This is a genomic window from Cytobacillus gottheilii, from assembly GCF_900166665.1.
Lineage (GTDB): Bacteria > Bacillota > Bacilli > Bacillales > Cytobacillaceae > Cytobacillus > Cytobacillus gottheilii_A.
In genome coordinates, this window is record NZ_LT800494.1 from 4,224,544 (window position 1) to 4,244,725 (window position 20,182).

At 39.2% G+C, this 20,182-nt stretch carries 18 protein-coding genes and 2 riboswitches; all 18 genes read right to left on the reverse strand.

Going from position 1 to position 20,182, the window contains the following annotated elements:
• Nucleotides 1-577 precede the first annotated feature (577 nt).
• Complete coding sequence (gene ptsG, locus B7E07_RS20745; protein WP_080848703.1) at nt 578-2,641, reverse strand: glucose-specific PTS transporter subunit IIBC; 2,064 nt, start codon at nt 2,639-2,641, stop codon at nt 578-580.
• 207 nt (nt 2,642-2,848) lie between these two features.
• Nucleotides 2,849-3,691 carry a glucose PTS transporter transcription antiterminator GlcT gene (gene glcT / locus B7E07_RS20750; RefSeq protein ID WP_080848704.1) on the reverse strand — a complete coding sequence of 281 codons (843 nt, stop codon included), beginning with the start codon at nt 3,689-3,691 and terminating at the stop codon, nt 2,849-2,851.
• A 124-nt stretch (nt 3,692-3,815) separates the two neighbouring features.
• The gene (locus B7E07_RS20755; RefSeq protein ID WP_080848705.1) at nt 3,816-5,144 is read right to left on the reverse strand and encodes an NCS2 family permease; all 1,329 of its coding nucleotides are present in this window, start codon (nt 5,142-5,144) and stop codon (nt 3,816-3,818) included.
• Nucleotides 5,145-5,277: 133 nt separating this feature from the next.
• A riboswitch (purine riboswitch) is annotated at nt 5,278-5,379 on the reverse strand.
• A 91-nt stretch (nt 5,380-5,470) separates the two neighbouring features.
• Nucleotides 5,471-6,991 (reverse strand): glutamine-hydrolyzing GMP synthase, encoded by a 1,521-nt coding sequence (guaA, locus tag B7E07_RS20760; protein ID WP_176215315.1) that lies wholly within the window; start codon nt 6,989-6,991, stop codon nt 5,471-5,473.
• Nucleotides 6,992-7,166: 175 nt separating this feature from the next.
• Nucleotides 7,167-7,268, reverse strand: a riboswitch (purine riboswitch).
• Nucleotides 7,269-7,333: 65 nt separating this feature from the next.
• Nucleotides 7,334-9,535 carry a transglutaminase TgpA family protein gene (locus tag B7E07_RS20765; RefSeq protein WP_080848707.1) on the reverse strand — a complete coding sequence of 734 codons (2,202 nt, stop codon included), beginning with the start codon at nt 9,533-9,535 and terminating at the stop codon, nt 7,334-7,336.
• Entirely contained in the window at nt 9,532-10,749 is a 1,218-nt protein-coding gene (locus tag B7E07_RS20770; RefSeq protein ID WP_080848708.1) for a DUF58 domain-containing protein, read from the reverse strand. Before B7E07_RS20770 ends, B7E07_RS20765 begins: the two co-directional genes overlap by 4 nt.
• Entirely contained in the window at nt 10,750-11,706 is a 957-nt protein-coding gene (locus tag B7E07_RS20775) for an AAA family ATPase (protein ID WP_080848709.1), read from the reverse strand.
• A gap of 493 nt (nt 11,707-12,199) precedes the next feature.
• Complete coding sequence (locus B7E07_RS20780; RefSeq protein ID WP_080848710.1) at nt 12,200-13,903, reverse strand: transglutaminase domain-containing protein; 1,704 nt, start codon at nt 13,901-13,903, stop codon at nt 12,200-12,202.
• 236 nt (nt 13,904-14,139) lie between these two features.
• On the reverse strand, nt 14,140-14,355 hold the full coding sequence (locus B7E07_RS20785; protein ID WP_080848711.1) for a hypothetical protein: 216 nt from the start codon (nt 14,353-14,355) through the stop codon (nt 14,140-14,142).
• Between the two features lie 177 nt (nt 14,356-14,532).
• Entirely contained in the window at nt 14,533-14,832 is a 300-nt protein-coding gene (locus tag B7E07_RS20790; protein ID WP_080848712.1) for a hypothetical protein, read from the reverse strand.
• A 100-nt stretch (nt 14,833-14,932) separates the two neighbouring features.
• Entirely contained in the window at nt 14,933-15,499 is a 567-nt protein-coding gene (locus B7E07_RS20795) for a hypothetical protein (RefSeq protein WP_080848713.1), read from the reverse strand.
• A gap of 202 nt (nt 15,500-15,701) precedes the next feature.
• Entirely contained in the window at nt 15,702-16,409 is a 708-nt protein-coding gene (locus B7E07_RS20800; protein ID WP_080848714.1) for a hypothetical protein, read from the reverse strand.
• Nucleotides 16,406-16,807 (reverse strand): hypothetical protein, encoded by a 402-nt coding sequence (locus B7E07_RS20805; RefSeq protein WP_080848715.1) that lies wholly within the window; start codon nt 16,805-16,807, stop codon nt 16,406-16,408. The genes B7E07_RS20800 and B7E07_RS20805 overlap by 4 nt, the downstream gene beginning before the upstream one ends.
• Nucleotides 16,773-17,246 (reverse strand): DUF4234 domain-containing protein, encoded by a 474-nt coding sequence (locus B7E07_RS20810; protein ID WP_080848716.1) that lies wholly within the window; start codon nt 17,244-17,246, stop codon nt 16,773-16,775. Before B7E07_RS20810 ends, B7E07_RS20805 begins: the two co-directional genes overlap by 35 nt.
• Before the next feature lie 14 nt (nt 17,247-17,260).
• Nucleotides 17,261-17,905 carry a hypothetical protein gene (locus B7E07_RS20815; protein WP_080848717.1) on the reverse strand — a complete coding sequence of 215 codons (645 nt, stop codon included), beginning with the start codon at nt 17,903-17,905 and terminating at the stop codon, nt 17,261-17,263.
• A complete protein-coding gene (locus B7E07_RS20820) occupies nt 17,898-18,239 on the reverse strand; it encodes a hypothetical protein (RefSeq protein WP_218970444.1) in 342 nt (113 codons plus the stop codon). The genes B7E07_RS20815 and B7E07_RS20820 overlap by 8 nt, the downstream gene beginning before the upstream one ends.
• 87 nt (nt 18,240-18,326) lie before the next feature.
• Nucleotides 18,327-18,791 carry a hypothetical protein gene (locus tag B7E07_RS20825; RefSeq protein ID WP_218970445.1) on the reverse strand — a complete coding sequence of 155 codons (465 nt, stop codon included), beginning with the start codon at nt 18,789-18,791 and terminating at the stop codon, nt 18,327-18,329.
• Between the two features lie 127 nt (nt 18,792-18,918).
• The coding region (locus B7E07_RS23845; protein WP_080848720.1) for an ICP22 family protein at nt 18,919-20,182 on the reverse strand (1,264 nt) is incomplete at its 5' end.

Sequence of the window (20,182 nt, forward strand, 5' to 3'; positions counted from 1 at the left end):
ACGTTTTATTGTTCGTTCAGTTTTCAAAGAGCAATTTTTCGCCGCTTCGTTAGCGACTTTCTTATCATAACAGCTATCATCGTGTAAGTCAACAACTTTTTTCTCAGCTTTTTTCTTAGCTGTTTATGACTCTTGATTAACGACTGCTAAAATATAATAACATCACACACCCAAATAGGTCAATAGAAATCCAATACTTTTTTAAAAAAATATTTCAATAAAGTATATAGCTTCAATAAAAGTACTTATAATTAGCTTATTCTAATTACACTCATGCTGTAAAAACTATTACAAAAGAGGTTAATAATCTATATACCCTTATGAATGATTTTTAAACCTCTTCCTCATACAGATTCTATACTACTTTAATCACTATGTCCCTAAGTATTTCGCTTTTTACATCATAGTTCATTGAGTAAGAATTACCGCGAAAGGTACTGCATATGAGGGAAACGCACCAGTATTTTTGAGGAACTACACCATTTGTAATCATTTACCTTCTACTCACTACTATATGTTTTAAAAACCAAACGGCCAGCTCCCACAAGGGAAACTGACCACTTTCTTCTATTATATATTATTTTTCAATCTTAATAATATCTTTATCATTTAGATCAACATTGCCGGGTTTATTGATAACCACGTTTTCTCCTGATTGCAGATTGGTAAATACAATCGGAGTCATGATTGAAGGAGCGTTTTGTTTTACATAGTCAAGATCGACTTGCAGAAGCTGCTGCCCTGCTTTGATCATGTCCCCTTCTTTAACGAAAGTTTCAAAACCCTGCCCTTTTAACTTAACAGTGTCGATACCAACATGGATAAGAATTTCTCTTCCACTGTCAGACAGTATGCCAATGGCATGTTTGGTTGGGAATAAATTAACGATCTTCCCATCAACAGGTGAAACTATTTTCCCATTGGAAGGAATAATTGCAAATCCATCACCCATCATTTTCCCAGAGAATACAGCATCCGGAACTTCTGTTATTGGTTTGATTTCACCTTTAATCGGCGATACAAAAGAGTCTTCCTTATGTTCTGTTTGCAATGCTTTTGGGTTCACTTCTTCGATTTGCTGCTCTACTCCGCCTTCAGGTGCCTTTTCAACCACACGCGGTCTTTTACCGTTCATAATATCTTTCATTTGACCTTTTATTGTTTCAGAACGTGGGCCAAAGATAGCTTGAATATTATTTCCAACTTCCAGCACACCTGAAGCACCAAGTTTTTTTAGACGGTTTTTATCAACGGATCCGATGTCATTTACCGATACACGGAGACGAGTGATACAAGCATCTAAATGCGAGATATTTTCTTTCCCGCCCATTGCTTCTAAAACATCATAAGGAAGATCTCCGCCTTTTCCTGAACCAGCTGCTTCTTCCTCTTCATCCTCAACCAATTCTCGGCCAGGTGTTTTCAGATTAAACTTGCGAATAGCAAATCTGAATCCGAAATAGTAAATAACAGCAAACACTAATCCAACCGGGATCACAATCCACGCATTTGTTTGCGGATTAATTAGACCGAACAGGATATAGTCAATAAGACCGCCTGAGAATGTCATACCGATTTTTACATCCAATAAATGCATGGTCATAAAAGAAAGTCCAGCAAAGACTGCATGGATTGCAAATAGAACTGGTGCTACAAATAGGAATGAGAACTCAAGTGGTTCTGTGATACCCGTTAAGAAGGAAGTAAGCGCTGCAGAAGCCATTAAGCCCCCAACAAGTACTTTTTTCTCCGGACGTGCCTCGTGATAAATCGCTAAAGCTGCTGCTGGAAGACCAAACATCATGAATGGGAATTTACCAGTCATAAACGTTCCAGCTGTTAAGTTTTGTACATTATCAGTGATCTGAGCCATGAAGATACGCTGATCTCCCCGGACTACTTCACCGGCATTTGTTAAGTATTCACCAAATTCATACCAGAATGGAGAATAGAAAATATGGTGCAAACCAAAAGGTATAAGAGAACGTTCGATTAAACCGAATATGAAAGATGAAATCGTTAAGTTAGCATGTACCATGTTTTGTGAAAACGCATTTAACGCGTCTTGAATTGGAGGCCAGATAAATAGCATCGCAACCCCAAGTATGACAGATGCTCCTGCAGTTACAATTGGAACGAATCGTTTACCAGCGAAAAATCCTAAATAGGAAGGAAGTTCAATTTCAAAGAATTTATTATAAAGAGTAGCTGCAATGATCCCAACAATAATACCGCCAAACACACCTGTTTGCAGTGTTGGGATACCCAATACATTTGCATAATTCAATCCATTTACATCTTCAGCAGTAATCCCTGCTGCTGTTCCCATTGTCACGTTCATAATTAAGTACCCGATAATGGCTGCTAATCCCGCTACACCTTCTCCGCCAGCAAGCCCCACAGCAACACCAACTGCAAACAACACCGGCAAGTTAGCAAAAACAATATCTCCGGCTTTTTGCATCACGGATGCAATTAATTCAACTGTACTATTATCTAGAAAGGGTGCCAGTTCTAATAACGTCGGGTTATTTAAAGCTGAACCTAGTGCTAGTAAAATACCAGCTGCCGGCAAGAGCGCCACAGGAAGCATTAACGCCTTCCCAACTTTTTGCAGGACACCGAAAATCTTTTTAAACATGTGTAAACCCTCCAAACCATATTTTTTAGCTCATTAAGCGTTTTCAATAAGAATTAAAATACCGATAACAACAAAAAAGGCATGAGGAAAAAGGGATTATAATTGGATTCTATAGGGTAGGATACCCTAAAAAACCCAAATCAATCATCCTTCTTCACTCATGCCTGATCGAATCAGTAACACGTGTAGAACGCATAATTTCATTAATCATTTAATTTTATTTTGCAGTCTTTGTAAATGCATTGTCAGATATACGGCTTCTGCACTAAAGACAGGCTTTTTCAGCTGTTGCTGCATTATCTTAATGAGCTTCCACGAAAGATTGTAACACATAGGATATTCTTCTTTCAAGAGGGAAGATATCTTTATTGGCTCCTCCACTTTCTCTCCAGTGTTAACCCTTTCAATTGTAAATCTAATATGGCGGACAAGACGCATATAATCAATACTGTCTTTATCTATTTTAATATCGAGCTGGTCTTCAATCATATTTACAATATGACTGACAAGCTGTGAATGCTGATTAACCTCCGACAGATCCTTATTAAGCACGGCACTATGAATATGAAGAGCTACAAATCCTACCTCACCCTCTGGCAGGTGAACATCCGTTTTCCGTTCAATAATCCCCACAACTTCCTTTGCTATGTCGTACTCAAAGGGATAAAGCGTTTTTGTTTCAATAAGAAAAGGGTTTTTCATTTCCATTCCATTCGCAAGCCTAGATACAGCAAACATAAGGTGATCTGTCAGCGCGACATGGATATGTTCATTTAATGAGTTCTTGGTGCGTTTCTTAATATAATCAATGGAAGAAATAATAGCTTGATGAAGTTCATCTTCAACAAAGGGCAATAGCTTGATATAGTTCTCTTTTTCTTTTTCATTTTTCAAGACAAATAGTTTCTCTATCGCTTCTTCTGAAATGAGATCATCTTTTTTTCGGTTAAATCCTACACCCTTGCCAATAATGACAACTTCGCCAAATTCATCATGTGTACCGATAATGACATTATTATTTAAAGCTTTTTTTATTCGATAATTATTCATACGCTCTCTCCGTCTAGCATGATGTACTTTATGTTATAAGAGCATGAATATGAAGTCAATTGTAATTTAAAAGTCAATCAATTAAAAAGAGACCCGCCATTTCACGACAGGTCTCCAGCCATTATTATTTTAAGAAAATAAAATATAGAACAAATACAACAAATAAGAAGTACATGATTGGATGGATTTCTTTAATCTTGCCTTTTACAATCATCGTAATCGGATAGAAGATAAATCCAATTGCAATCCCCGTTGCGATACTATATGTTAAAGGCATCGCTAAAATCGTTAAAAACGCAGGAACGGCAATTTCAAATTTTGTCCAATCAATCTTTCCTAACGAAGCTACCATAAGAACCCCAACAATAATTAAAGCAGGCGCCGTTACGGCTGAAGTAACCACCGATAGAAGTGGCGAGAAGAACAAAGCAATTAGGAATAACACACCTGTAACGACAGCAGCTAAACCAGTTCTTGCTCCAGCTGCAACACCAGCAGTTGATTCAATATATGAAGTAGTCGTTGATGTTCCAAGTACTGCTCCAGCAACCGTAGCTGTTGAATCAGCTAAAAGCGCTTTTCCTGCACGAGGAAGTTTGTTATCCTTCATTAATCCCGCTTGGTTGGCAACCCCAACTAATGTACCTGCTGTGTCAAAAAAGTCAACAAACAAGAACGTCAAGATCACAACCAGCATTTGTGTTGAAAAGAATGAACTTTCCCCAAAAGCACCAAAAGCAGCTCCGAATGTTGGGCTAACGTCAGGAATACTGCCAACAATCGCATCAGGTCTGCCAACCAATCCAAAAATCATCCCAGCGACCGCAGTGATCACCATTCCGATAAAGATTCCGCCTTTAACTCCTCTTGTCATTAAAATAACCGTAATCACAATACCGAAAATAGCAAGAAGGACATTGCCATCACTTAAGTCACCAAAGCCTAATAAAACAGCATCATCATTTACGATAATGTTTGCATTTTGCGCACCCACAAAGGTAATAAACAAACCAATACCAGCAGAAACGGCGTATTTAAGTTCAGCAGGTATCGCGTTAATAATTTTTTCCCGAATGCCTGATAGAGATAAAACAATAAATATTAGACCAGAGATCATTACTCCAGCCAATGCATGCTCCCAAGGAATCCCCATTGTCAGAACAACTGTATAAGCAAAAAATGCATTTAAGCCCATACCTGGCGCAAGCGCAACTGGGTATCTGGCAAGAAGCCCCATTATTATTGATCCGATTGCTGCAGCGAGCGCAGTTGCTACAAAGACAGCTCCTTGGTCCATTCTCATCGACTCAGGCAGATCTGGCACATCCCCAAGTGATAATGTAAATGGATTTACTGCTAAAATATAGGCCATTGATAAGAACGTAGTCAGACCGCCAAGAATCTCACGGCGATAGTTTGTTCCAAGCTCTTCGAACTGGAAATACTTCTTCATTGTTTCTCCTCCTATGAATCTCTTTTTTAATAACAAAAAAGCTCCGGCAAGCAACCGGAGCTAAGACTTTAAGGTGAGATTACGAAAGTTGCGGGCTAAAAAATATAGAATAATAGCTGATCATACCCGAAACTGTGCATAACACTTACCTCGTAGTCCAGCTATTTACGGCAGCTTGGTAGAAACTCTTGGGCCATATCCCCAAAATTATACGACGTATTACGACAAATATTTAATTCTTTTTTATTTTAGCAGTATAGGACTTTTGAGTCAATAAAAAAACGAACATTTTCATGTTCGTTTTTTTAAACGTTCGTATTTTGCAGTTATTCCCACTCAATCGTTGCCGGTGGCTTACTAGTAATATCATAAACAACACGATTAATATGAGAAACCTCGTTCACAATTCTTGTCGAGATCAGTTCTAGTACATCCCATGGAATACGAGCCCAGTCAGACGTCATGCCATCAATAGATGTAACAGCACGAATTCCAATCGTATAATCATACGTACGCGCATCTCCCATTACTCCAACGCTGCGAATGTCCGGAAGCACAGTGAAGTATTGCCAAATATCACGATCAAGTCCAGCTTTCTTAATTTCCTCTCTTAAAATCGCATCAGATTCTCTTACGATTTCAAGCTTTTCTTCTGAAATTTCCCCAAGCACGCGGATTCCTAGACCAGGTCCTGGGAATGGCTGTCTCCAAACCACTTCATCTGAAATGCCAAGCTCAGTTCCTAGTGCACGCACTTCATCTTTAAACAGCGTGTTTAAAGGTTCAATCAATTTGAACTGCATGTCTTCTGGCAGACCGCCCACATTGTGGTGAGACTTAATTGTTTGCGCAGTAGCTGTGCCACTTTCAATAATATCTGTATATAACGTACCTTGAGCTAAGAAGTCAATTCCCTCAAGCTTCACCGCTTCATCATCAAATACGTAAATGAATTCGTTGCCGATGATTTTACGTTTTTGCTCTGGATCGCTGACACCTTTAAGTTTGTTTAAGAATCTTTCTTTCGCATCAACCTTAATAACATTCATATTGAAGCCATCTGCAAAAGTCTTCATTACACTATCCGCTTCTCCTTTGCGAAGAAGACCATGGTCAACAAAGATACATGTCAGCTGATCACCAATTGCCTTATGAATAAGAACGGCAACAACGGATGAATCTACTCCGCCGCTTAGTGCGCAGAGCACTTTTTTATCGCCAACAGCTTGACGAATTTTCTCCATCTCAATTTCAATGAAATTCTCCATGGACCAATTGCCAGTACAATCGCAAACATTAAAGACAAAGTTCTTCAGCATGTCATTTCCATGAACAGAATGGCGAACCTCTGGGTGGAATTGTACAGCATATAACCCATTTTCTTCATTGCTCATTGCTGCAATTGGACAAGAAGGATTTGTGCCATCAACAGTAAAGCCTGCTGGAGCTTCTACAACAAGATCTCCATGGCTCATCCAAACTACTTGTTCACTTGGCAGATCAGCAAATAGCTTTGATTCATTTTGTACATTTAAGACAGCTTTGCCATACTCACGATGCTTTGCCTGTTCAACTTTACCGCCAAAGTGCATAGTCATCAGCTGCATGCCATAGCAAATACCAAAGATTGGTAAACCAAGATCAAAAATGCGTTCATCACAGCGGAATGAACCTTCGCCATACACACTGTTCGGACCGCCGGAAAAGATGATGCCCTTTGGATTAATTTTTTGGATTTCCTCAGCTGTAATTGTGTGAGGATGCAGTTCGCTATATACACCCAATTCTCTAATTCGGCGTGTGATAAGCTGGTTGTATTGACTACCGAAATCCAGCACTATAATCATTTCTTGGTTTTGCAATTCTGTTTTTCCCGTCACGCTGTTCACCTCTTCAAATAGTGTTAACACCTATATGGCTGTTCATTGGATCAACATACAGCATCTTTCATTCCAAGATAAAAAGAAAAACCGCAATCCTGCTCTTCAAAGAAACTGAAGGCAGAATTCCGGCTTTATAGGCTAAATAGAATACTGCCTTCATAGTCAGATCATTTACGGCGATCCGGTAGAGACTTTCGAACCATATTATCGAGGATATATGAAGGGTGCTGTATTAAGTTATATGAACCAATTGTTATTAAATCATTTTTCACTTCAACCTATTTTAACAACAGGTTATTTTTATGGTCAAGCTATTGTCTTTTTAATTAAATTTTCCCACAATTGCTTCGTTTCTATAAAGCTATCTTCATCAAGCTTCCCTCTGTATAATAAAAGCTCATATTTAGACGTAAGCTCGCCCATTTCTTTTGAAGAAAAGAAATGATCTATATATGCAGCGTAGTCCCTCAAAGTCTGTCCGTCTTTACGTTTTAACCCGTAACGCTCCAACTCTTTCAGAAGGATAAAATAAGCCTTTGTAAAATCTTGATTGCTGCTGCTGTTTTTCATTTTCCACACATAATAACGAGGAAGCCAGCGGCCTCTTTTCAGATAGAGGAGCACTACCGCTGCAGCTATGAGCAAAGCTCCAAGAATAATCCATAAAGTATGTCGATCTACAAAGCCTTTAAACGAATTCCAGATAGCTGTCACGGATGACTCTTCTGAACCTGATGCTGTTTCAGTTACATCCTCTTCAAGCTCTGGTGTTTCCGGCTGGTCTGGTGTTTCTGTCTGCGGCAAAGGTGTATCTGTATCGGCATCGAAATTGTACTGAACATTATTGGTGAAACCTTGAGTTGGCTCAAATGGTACCCAGCCAACCTCTGGGAAGAAAATCTCCACCCAGGAATGAGCATTATTATTTGTCACTTCATACACACTTACACCGCTGCCTGAGCTCTCAATATAGTCTCCTTCAGTAAAGCCCTTTACCCAGCGGGCAGGCATATCAAGCGACCTTGCAAGCACAACCATAGCGGTTGAGAAGTTGTCACAATAGCCAATTTTCGTATCAAATAAGAATTGATCTACATAATCTTCATCTTCATCTGGAATGGCAACATTTTGCTGATCATACGTAAAACCGGAGCTATTAAAATAGGACTCTAGTTCCCGGGCCATATCAAACCAGTTGTCTTCATCCTGTGTAATCTCAAGAGCCAGGTCTCGGACGCGCTGCGGCAGACTTTCCGGCAACTGAGTATATCTTTCCATCAACTCATCAGGAAGAACCGTTTCCCTATTTGCTGCTTGAAGTGTTGTCACACTATATTGAGAAGATTGATATGTGACTTCATATTCTGCTGCTGGCGTACTTCTGCCCACTTGATTTTGGGTTCTGATTTTTTCAATTTCTGAATCTAGTGTGTACGAAAGCTCTGGTTCCGTTGATATACTTTGAACGCCAAGCGGATAGGCGATATGATCATAATTCATAACATTTAATACAGAACTTGTTCTTTCTGTTTTTTCAGATGTAACATCTTCTGTAAGCTCCGGGATCGGCACAGTTTCATCTGCCGTAAAGAAGATCTCGCCTTCATCTTCCTCTGATCTTACCCAGCCTTTTCCGGTATATATATCTTTTGATTCAATTTTCCAATAGTGGCGTGATTGTGTTTCTGTTCTCATAACGAGGGTGTCATCGCCAATAAACGGCCCGCCAAGCTGAGAGTCGTTCTCTCCGTATCCAATCTTCTTTATACCAGTACCGGGACCACCGCTATCCTCACTATACGATTGAATAAATGGAACAGGATCTGGCCAGATCGGCTCAGCCTTTGGAGCAGCAAGGCCTACCCCCACACTTAAAGCAATCATAACAGCAAGCGGCAACATCCATTTACGGGAAAAATGAAGTGAGGCCTTTACCCCTTCCTTTTCCAGATAACGATAATAGGTTAGCATTCCCATGGCAGCAAAGCCCAAAATGATTGTTCGAACAATCGCCATATCTGCTTCATACGGTGTAAACGTGTCTAATACCGTTATATAAATCATCGTCATAAAGAAAAAAATGAAGATTTGCCTTCTGTTCATTAGCCAATAGTGAACCAGATACGTCATCAGCCATAAAAGAACAAAAAATAACAGACTGCGAAAGTGATTCGATAAGCTTGACCAATCCCGATTAATGATGGAGCCAAAATTATTAAAGATATCTTCTGCAAACGGACCTGCCCACGTCAGGAACAAGAATGAACCTTCTCCGTATAAAAAGTGGAGGGCATACAAAATAAAAACAGTCTTAATAAGACCACTTAACACAATCGGCGTACCCAAAAAGGCTAATAATAGTGCGAGCACCACAAAAGTGATAAAAAGCCATATATTAGACGTATCCGTCAGCTGCTCTACTGGTCTTAGCCATTCCCACAACAGAAAAAAGCCAATAGCATATAAGATCAATGTCGTTAAATCTCTTTTCACATCACGTACTCTCACGCTTTTCTCACCTCCGAAAAAGCCTCAGAGAAGCTGCCGTCATGTATCATAACAACCCGAATTCCTCTTGCTGAGCCTTCAGACTTTAAGGAAAGCTCCGTTCCTGTCGGAGAATCATTTTTTCCTTTTATTAAGAAAATCGTCACGATTCCTTTCCGGGAAGAGAAATAGCCGGCTTTTTCAATTAATTCTTTTGTGAGCTGTCCTGTCACGAGCATTAGATTGTAATTTTGCTGAGCGAGAAATTTCTCTGTTTCCAATACACGGTCAAATGTTACAGAACTCTCGTCCCTTACTTTCGCAAGGTGATATAAAATTTGCTGCTGCTGTGTTTCCCCTCCGCGAATTGGAAACGCAGCTCTTTCAGCTGAAGAAGTTAAAAAGCCGACTTGAGCACCTTTACGCAAGATCGCTCTCATAATAGAGGCCGAAAACGATACAATTGCTTCAAACGAGCGATGCGGCGTGCAATCCATCATAATATACACATCATGTGATTGACGCTGTTCAAATTCTTTTGTCATAATATCATTACGCTTTGCTGTCGCTTTCCAATTTATCCAGGAAAAGCGGTCACCAGGCTGATATTCTCTAATGCCAATTGCCATTGATGTATCTCTTTGTACTCGCTCTCTTGAAGCAGTCATTCCTTGATCGTAATGGTTTTCAAACGGTTTATAAATTAACTCTTCATAAGATGGGTAGACAACCAATCTTGATTCTGTTTGAACAACAATTTCTTTTTCAATTAAGCCAAGCGGATCGCCAGTTTTTAATCGGATAGCAGTGATAATATGCTCGCCCCTTGGCAAGTTCTCAATGAAATATTCATAAGATAACTTTTTTTGAAAACCTGGAAACATCAAGGTCTTTGATTTATTAGCCATCCCAAGCTGATTTAACTTCTCATCAATACAATCTTCAACCACAAGAAAAAAGAGCGGGAACTGAACATATCTTTCAAGTTCAATCGATACTTTCAGCTGTTCGCCTGCATTAAACTCGTGTTTGGATAAGGAACGAACGGCATCTATTCGCTGAAACGGATAAAAAACGAGGAATAGCGCATATAAGGCAAAAGGCAGGAAGCTGTAAAATAAAAACCAGCTGACAAACCCGCCTTGAAACATGGCATATGAAAATGTAAGGATGATTAAGAAAAAGAGGACAACTAATTTCCAAACACCCTTTAATACGTCAAAAAATCGCTTCATTTATTTCACAGCCCTTTGAACCGGAACAGGTGTCCTTGCAAGAATGCGATCAATGACATCCCCTGATGTAATCCCTTCAAATTTCGCTTCTGATTTAAGGATTAATCGATGTTCAAAAACGGCTGGGGCCAGATATTGAATATCGTCCGGCAGCACAAAGTCTCTTCCATTTAAAAAGGCATATGCCTGAGCAGCCTTCATTAAGGCAATCGAACCACGGGGACTTACTCCAAGATAGACATTTCCATGACTTCTGGTTCGCTCTGCAATTTCAACAATATATCTTTTTATTGTTTCGTCTACATGTACTTCCTTCACCTGCATCTGCAAGTCCTTAAGCTCAGCCAAATCAATTGCAGGCTCTAATTCTTCAAGAGGAGCAAGCTTTTGCACACTATTCAAAACCTCAAGCTCTTCAGCGGCATCCGGATATCCCATTTTCATTTTCAATAAGAAACGATCCAGCTGTGCCTCTGGAAGCGGGTAAGTTCCTTCATATTCAATTGGATTTTGTGTAGCCATAACAAAGAACGGCTTTTCTAAGCGATGTGTAACACCATCTATGGTAACACTGCCTTCCTCCAATCCTTCCAGCAATGCTGATTGCGTTTTAGGAGAAGTACGATTAATTTCGTCAGCCAAGATTATATTTCCCATAATCGGTCCTGGACGAAATTGAAACTCCATTTCCTTTGGATTATAAATAGATACACCAGTCACATCAGACGGAAGAAGGTCTGGTGTGAATTGTATTCTGCGGAATTGTGCGCCAACCGATTTCGCAAGGGTTTTGACCATCATCGTTTTCCCTACCCCCGGAACATCCTCAAGCAATACATGACCTTCTGCCAGCAGTGCAACTAGACTAAGCTCAGCCACCTGACGCTTTCCGATAATAACCTTTTCTATATTCTTGAGCACCCGCTCAATGGATGGATGCATTTGTTCTCTCCCCATAATTACCTCCTAGACCCTCACCGGCAGCAAGGAAAATTGTCGAATCATTCTGCTATCTAATAAATTCTACCTAAATGAACAAAGTCCTGTTGTAAATTCAAAACGTTGTGAATAATCAGTTGAAAGTATTCTATTTTATTATAACAGGAACTGGGAAAAAACTGCTTGTGAAACAGCCTTAATTAACGGAAGAAAATTTTGGATTTGTTTATTGCTCTTCTTGAGAGAAGTATGGTGTGAGTTTCGCGATCAGCTCTATTAATTCGTCTTCACATTTGTTTGGTAATCAATTAGAGAATACTTGAATAATTCAAGACCTCTCTTCATTTTACTGATTCAGGGAATTAGTCTAGAAATCTATTCTTTTGGGGCAACCTTAACGACTACAGCCCTGGTCTGTTACTCCAATCCTACTAATTTACCTAAGAACAGTCATTTTTTCCTGATAAAAAAATTGCGGACCTCCTCCAAGGAAGTCCGCAATAGACTATATCTAATAAGCCACGCCAGTGCGAGTATGTGTTTTGGCAAATTCATCTGGATTCGGATCAAAATAGTCTTCGTTATACTTGGCAGTAAAAACTCCATCATCCACATAACCAGAGCCCCACGTAGGATCCATTGTCAGCCAATTTCCGTCCACTTTCGCTTCAACCCATGCATGATTACCTGGTAAGATGCCGCTCCCGCGAGCTTTCCCTTCAATAAACCGTGCTTCAATATCAACCGCACGCAGCATGGCGATCGCTAAGTACGCATAATCCTGGCAAACACCTTTTTTAAGGTCCAAAACTTTCAATGCACTGTCATCCCAATTAAAATTATCTGTTTCATACTTTTCAACATCATAAGCAATATTTTTAGCAACATATTCATATACTGCTTTTACTTTTTCCCGCTCTCCAGCAATGCTGCCTGTTACTTCCTCCGCCAAACTGATAATTTGTGGATCATCAGACTGAACACCTCTTGATGGAAGAAGATCACGCTCATCTGGTGCCGTTGAATTCACATGGAATTTTGCAAATCCAAAGTATCTGAAATAATCGCTGTTTTCTTCTTTAATCTCAGGAACACTCACCGTTACTTCGTATGTTCCAGGTCCAAACCGTAAATGAAAGGAATCATCAAATTGGAAGTCCTCGACAGGAATTACATCCAATGCCTCATCCTCCCCTTTTTTGGTTGTGATATAAATATGATCAGTCTCAGAACCGAATTCAGCAGAAGGGTCAATCGTTCCTTTTACTTCATAGACACCATCCGCCTCTTCGCCGCCAAACTGCGGAGAATTGAGAGTAACTCCGCGTTCCATATAAGCTTTAGAGTATTCTATTGGTTCCATTACCTGATTAGACTCGTTATCTATTAAAAGCGTTGTCGCCGTTTGATAGTAATTTTCACGCTCGTCATCAGGCACTAAGATTTCTAGCTCATGTAGACCTGCTCCATAAAAAAGAGGCACCTCATATGCAAACTCACTTCCATCGAGCGGAATCACATGCTTCCATGTTTCGCTGTCTTTTGACAGCACAAGCATTAACGTATCTTCGTCTGTTAATTCCGTCGCTTCTCCTGTTAATGAATATACTCCATCTTCCTGCAGAAAACTTGTACCTCCATCAATTTTTATTCCTGCAGCAAAGCCAAATGGCGTATAGCTAATATCTCTGTTCATGTCTGGGTTTACATTTTCAACCGTAAATTTAGCCGTATCATAATAATAGTTATCTCGATCTGTACTTGGTACTTGAACCTCGACCCGATATTCTCCTTCACCATTGAAGAAGCGAATGTTCTGCTTGAATTCCCCTTCCGTAATCGGCGCATAATACTCATGCTTATCTCCGGCAGGTCCTTCTTCATCTGCATAAATCTTTATCCAGACATAGTCAGATTTCAACTCAGCATGCTTTTCAATTGTTCCTTCAACGGTTACCTCGCCGTTTGCTGCAAAATGCTTATATGCTGGCTCGGCAATCTCGACTCCTACCTCTTCGCTGTAAGAAGTTAGCTCAAGAGGCTCGAGCTCTAATCCCTCATTTTTTTCTTGCACTAACTGGTCATATTGATCAGCCTTCTCTTTCTCCTCTTCCTCTTGCTTATTGGCGCTGTCAGTTTTATCAGCACAGCCTGCTAAAAGAAGCAAACATGCGGATAAACAGATCATAAATAACCAGGATACTTTTTTTATCATGTTATTCCTCCCTTTGCGCATATTTCTTATGTATGTTTACGAATTTTCATTAGAAAGGTTCCTGGGTAAAATTGACTAATCGTCGCTTTATATGATTTCTAAATGATTAGCAGAATGTTAGGCTTGAAAGATAAATAACTGTTATTCATTCAACTATTCTCCTGCTAAAGATATTCCTAACCGATAGGATACAAACCCAAACCCCAGCATAATGCCCAAAATGACAGACTTCCTGTTCACCTTCTTTCCCTGTCTGTATTAGGTGACACCGCAGCTCCTGCCATAATGAGGCCAATGATCATAAAAGGAAATGCAGGACCAACATGCCAAAGGAACATATCCCCAGTCATTTCTCCTTCTTTTTGTTCCTCTAGGTAAAGACCACCGAGGGAGATTCCATAGATTACAAGATTATATAAAATTGAAATGATTAACAACGTTCGTTTGGTCATTAACAGCCTCGCCTTCACACAGGTCTCTTTTTTTAAAGAGTTGAATTAATTGATCAAATCATTGACATCCCTAAGCAATATTTAAACTTTTTATCAGCATCAGCTATCATTAGACCAATATGATAATATATTGGAAATTAAGATTATTTTTTTATATCCAATATACACAGACTCAATTCAATCATTAATAAACGACATTCCCACTCGATACCCCAAAAATCCAATCGTCAATACGAGTCCAAAAATTACTGACTTTTTATTCACCAAATCATTGCCATTCCTATTAGGAGATATAGCTACTCCAGTCATAATAACACCTATTATCATAAACGGAATGGTTGGAAAGGCTATGTATAGGGCTGATTCTCTAGATATTTCACCGTTTACTCTTTCCTCTATATATAGAGGGAGCATAATTCCAAGCCAAATAATTGCGTTATAAATAATTGAAATGATTAATAAAGTTCGTTTTTTCATTAAACGACCTACTTTTCTCAAGATTTCTCTCTCTGATTAACTTGATCACCAAAACAATATATGGAAAAAACTGATTTTCTTATATTATAAACCCCTGTTCTTACTCAGAACGCTTCAACGTCAAACGAAAACTCGCGTGAGCTAAAGCAATTACAATGAGAAACAAAACAAAAACGGTTGTTAATACAAGACTTGCTCCGAACCCATTTACAGACCAATATCCAATCGCCGCAGCCGTCCCGCTTCCCAAATAAGCGAAGGAAATAATCGCCTTTCCAATTTTCGTACGAGGTTCATTTGCTTCTACTAGGATAAAATTCGGGAATGTATGTGCAATAAAAATGGTCAACATTAACATCACAAGAAGAATGCTTGAAATCACAATGCCACCGCCTGCTCTTATGATTGTCAAAGCCATAAACACAGAAGTAAGGTCAAGATAAATCACTGTAATCAATCCTCTAAACCCTAAATAATAATGCCACTTCTTAAATTTCATAAAAACAGATAGCGCAATCATCAAAAAGATTATTACACTGCCAATAACCACAGCAATTGGTTCTGCTTCTGGATAAAACATAAAACCTAAAACTGCTAAACTCGGTAAAATCAATAGATAGATGATATTATCAGCTAGCGGATCCTCACGATATGCTCCTAAGTTCACTATAAACACCTCTATTTTCAAAAAAGAAAAGGAAAATAAAATGACTAACTGTTTCACTGTGAATAACGGTTTAACTTGCGAATCGATCTAAGCCAGATGCTTAGCTGCACAGGAAACTTTATAACAATTCGTTCAATGAAAGGACACTGAATATTAAAAAAAGAATTGAACCTGCTGCAAATAAGGATCAATTCTCAAAGAATTAGTCTGTCTCTTCAGATGGTGGATCTGGCCAGTTCATGCCTCCTGTGTACACATTTTCTATATAAGCTAATTTCGGACCATATCCCCTTTGTGGAATATCTTCTACAAAACTTGAAATATATTTATTATCAGATACCGATTCAAATCGAACCGTGGATTTCACCTCAACTCGCCATTTATCAAGTGAAAAAGAAATCTCCGTGTCCTCTGGTCTGGCATGATTAGCTGTGATCACATCCATGACTGCAGATCGGATTATGGCCTCTGCCCCAGCTTTTGTTTCTGATAACTGATTTCTTAGCTCGTGTTTTAAAAACCCATTCCAATTTAACCTGCTTTTTGTCAGGATATTATTTGCCGCTTCAATATACGCAGCTGACTCATCTAACCCGCTGTTTACATATTCATTCTTTTTCTCTTCAATTAAAGCGGAGATCGGCTTTCCGTCAGCTAATGCATTTTCATGCATTTCTCTTATTAACATATAGCTTGGATTACTTTCATAGTTTTCAATAGCTTCCGCTGTATTCTCTATTAGTACTGCCGTTCCCGCAAAAGCCGCCTGCTCTGCCGAAAGACTGCTATGCTCTTTCACAATATAGACTTTTACGATATTAATTGTCAGGACAAATATGATTGCTACGATCCCGAGCAGCCACAGCATGAAGATCGCAGCATTTCCTCTTTCATTGTTCAGCCACTTCATTCTTTATACAAAACCTTCCCAAATGCTTCTTCTTCCAGTTCAAAGGTTGCCTGCTGCCTCCACATATCCGGTACAAAGCTTAACGTGTGCTCTGTGTACAGAACAAGCTTGAAATCTCCGGTGCTCGAATTTTCACGGACTAGATTTTTATATGATAATACACTGCTGGACCCAATTGAATTTCGAGCTGTTTGAATAGCCTCTTGAAGATCGTTAGTGGCTGCATACGTCTTTGCTGCGTCGTTCGCTGCTGTTTTAGCGGTAAAGACTGCATAGCCTGTGCCAACCACTTGCCAAAGGAGCAAGAAGAATAGAAAGAAAAACGGCAAAATCCCTAAGAATTCTAAACTAATTGCCCCATCCTCATTTTGCCATTTGGGGCGCAAACGCCTTTTCATCTATATCCACGTCCCCTAACTTATTCAATTTATACTGGATATACCAAACATGAAATAACACAAGAAGCCAAGAGGCAAATAATTTTTCCTCATATGCATCTTCTATAATTGTTTTTAAACGAAAGACAGAATAATAGAGTATGCCTAAAAAGTAATAGGAAAATATCAGGTCAATTGAATCAAAAAAGGCTACCCCATAAGGAGTCAAAAAGATCGGACCGATAAACTTATATAAAAATGATAATGATAGTAGAACAAGAAAGATTCCCCACCACTTAAATGGGACAAATTGAGATCCTTCATATTCTCTTATAGCATGCCTTCTGCTTATAAACCAATAAGCTAAATATACCCCTAAAGTCAGGATTGAAAATAAGACAACCAAAGCAACATGCACGTGCTTAAACCCGCCAGCTGTCGTTTGCTCTTTTCCAGTCATTCCTATCACCTTCTTTACGCAAAGTCTTTTCGATACTTAAACGTCAAATAAAAATACACGACGGGGAAAATGAGTGAATTAATTAAAGCGCGTAAAACAATAAACACAAGTGTATTATTCTCAAAGCCTCCGAGCAGATACAAAGAGCCTGACCAAACGAGCACATTCAAAGAAACAATAATGAGTACATCGATGAACAAAAATATATGCTCTCTTTTAATGATCCCCCAAACCCCTTGTATCGCAGCTTTAATATTCTCCTGATCTGCATACAATGGAAAAAGAAGAATGATTAAAGCCGCTATCAGACTTGGAATAAAAAGAAACACGGAGCCGATCATACCAATGGCAAAAAAAACGATGGTGACGGCCGCTACAAATCCGAATTTCATAATAAAGAAAGATAGAATAGCTTTGAGATTCACCTCTTGATCAGTCGCATCCATCTTTGCAATTAGAAAAAAAGGAGGGAATAAAATAGTGAAGTTTAAAACCCACAATGCCAAAGCTGGAATGTTAGCGTATTCCACTGTATCTAAATTAATAATATAAGCTATAGCAGCATAATTGAAAAATGTAATCGGCACAACCAATATCAAACATATAAGCAATATGTTGATGATATTGCGATTGTACAGATCAGCCACATCTCTAAGCATGGGTTTCACCCCTTCTCTTCTCCATAATCTTCACGACTGCGAATGTTGCTAGTAAAGATAATGACGTGTTATACATAAAACTGCTATTTATTTCAGCAGGATCAGCTAAAACCATTATATTCAGTAAATAACTGGCTGCAAGTAAATTAAGTACAGTCAGCGTAACACTTAACATAAAGCTGGCAAAATACGGAGTATTCACATTCCAAATAGGGGCCAATACTCCAGCTAATAAGTAGCTAAACATATACATTAAAGACAGCATTAGCCCAATATGATTAACTCCTACAAACCCTATGACAAATGAAATCATGATAAAAGCTAGTAAGATCATTCCCAAGGTTTTTAGAAAACCGGAGAAACTGAACAAGTTATGCACCTCCACAATGGCAAATTTATATATATAAGAATATTAAGGTAATCATTTTCGTTTAATCTCTGACGGTTTTTTCAATAAGGAAGTTGAAATAAAAGTCACAAATAATCCAATAAAATATAAAAAAACGGAAATAAAAAATGCTCCCTGATGATCATTCATCATCGCCAATATGACCATCTCTTGACCATATCGAAATGAAAGTGCCCCTACAATAAGAAATATAAATAAAATGACGATTATACTAATGTACAATTTAGAACCTTTTGGTTTATGAAACGCTTGGAATACCAATTCCCTTTTATATAAGGAATAAAATGCTATGAAAAGATAGAATGCCAGAACCACCCAAAAAAACATTCCATTTGAGATACGCAATAATGGAAAAACCAAGAATACCCCAAAAGTTGAAAACATTAAAAATGCTGTTAAAGAGTTGAACCGGACAATTTCCATCCCTTTTTTCCACCAAATCCAAGCTATCGTAACTTCAATTGCTGTAACAAGCATAAATAGTGAAAATATAAGAAGAGATGGCCTAGGGACTAGGCTTAAAAGTGTGCCCATGAGCACATTAAAGCCTAGCAGCCCGAAACCATTTTCAGAAAAAAAGTATTTTGCGTTTCTTTCGTAATCTTTAACCAAATAAACCACCTAATTTCTTTAAACCTCCGCCTACCCAGTCATAAGCTTTTTTAATTCCATTTGACACCTTTTTCTTCAAGTTTCGTCCAGTTGCTGTTCCGTTAATTAAATACGTGGTAACCAAACCACCTGCTAAACCTGCAGCGGCTCCAATAACTGTTCCAACTCCTGGAACTACTGAACCTGCTACAGCTCCTGCCGCAAGACTGGATGCAACACTTCCAACTCCTGTTGATATAACTCCAATACCCAGATCCGTTGTTAAATCCGCAGCAAAATTAGTTGATAGGATACCCGTATCCTTTTTCGCTCCCCAGCCGTAATCGTATATGCTATTCGCTGCAGTTGTGAGATAACCTATAGGTCCACTGAGCTTTAGCATGTTACTTTTAGCAAAAAAGTCTTTGTTTATAATACCTGATTTAAACCACTCTTTAGGTTTTAATATAATACTTGGTTTTAATATATTACTTGAAAAAGGACTCCAGCTATTTTTTAATGAGGTCTTGAGTGAATCACCCACATGGCTTATTAGACTCTTATTAAACGGTCTTAGCTTCTTACCATCTAAGAAAGCATTAGCTCTGTCTGTTCCTATGTGTCTAGAATAAGGGCCAAAATGTGCTGCTCCATCATTATAGGTATAGCTTTTATATCTTTGATATAAGTAATCAAGCAGTTTGTTATTATAACCATTATTCCCGCCAACACCGTGCATATTAGGTTTTTTACTTGTGGTAAAGCCAAACCCAGCATAGCTTGATAAGATCCCCCCCGCCACATCTCGATTCAGAAAGCCCAATCCAAATGTTTTAAAGTCACTTAATGCTCCTAAAGTGTGGCTAAACCATCCTTTGGAACCATCAGTAGATTTAAAAATAACGTTATACCAAGGAGGAACTTCATCTGTGGCTGAGCTGCCGTTTGGATTACCACCACCATTTGTTGAATTCCCGTTCGTTGCATTTCCTTTCGCTGGATCTCCTCCGTTGGCTGCGTCTCCACCGTTGGCCGCGTCTCCTCCATTGGCTGCGTCTCCACCGTTGACTGCATCTCCACCGTTGGCCGCGTCTCCTCCATTAGCTGCGTCTCCTCCATTGGCTGCGTCTCCACCGTTGACTGCATCTCCACCGTTGGCTGCGTCTCCACCGTTGGCTGCGTCTCCTCCGGAAATAGCATTGCCTCCTAGAATCGCGTTCCCAGAGTCAATTGGATTTCCCTGCCAATAAAATGAACTTGGCGGTACTGGCGGTGCA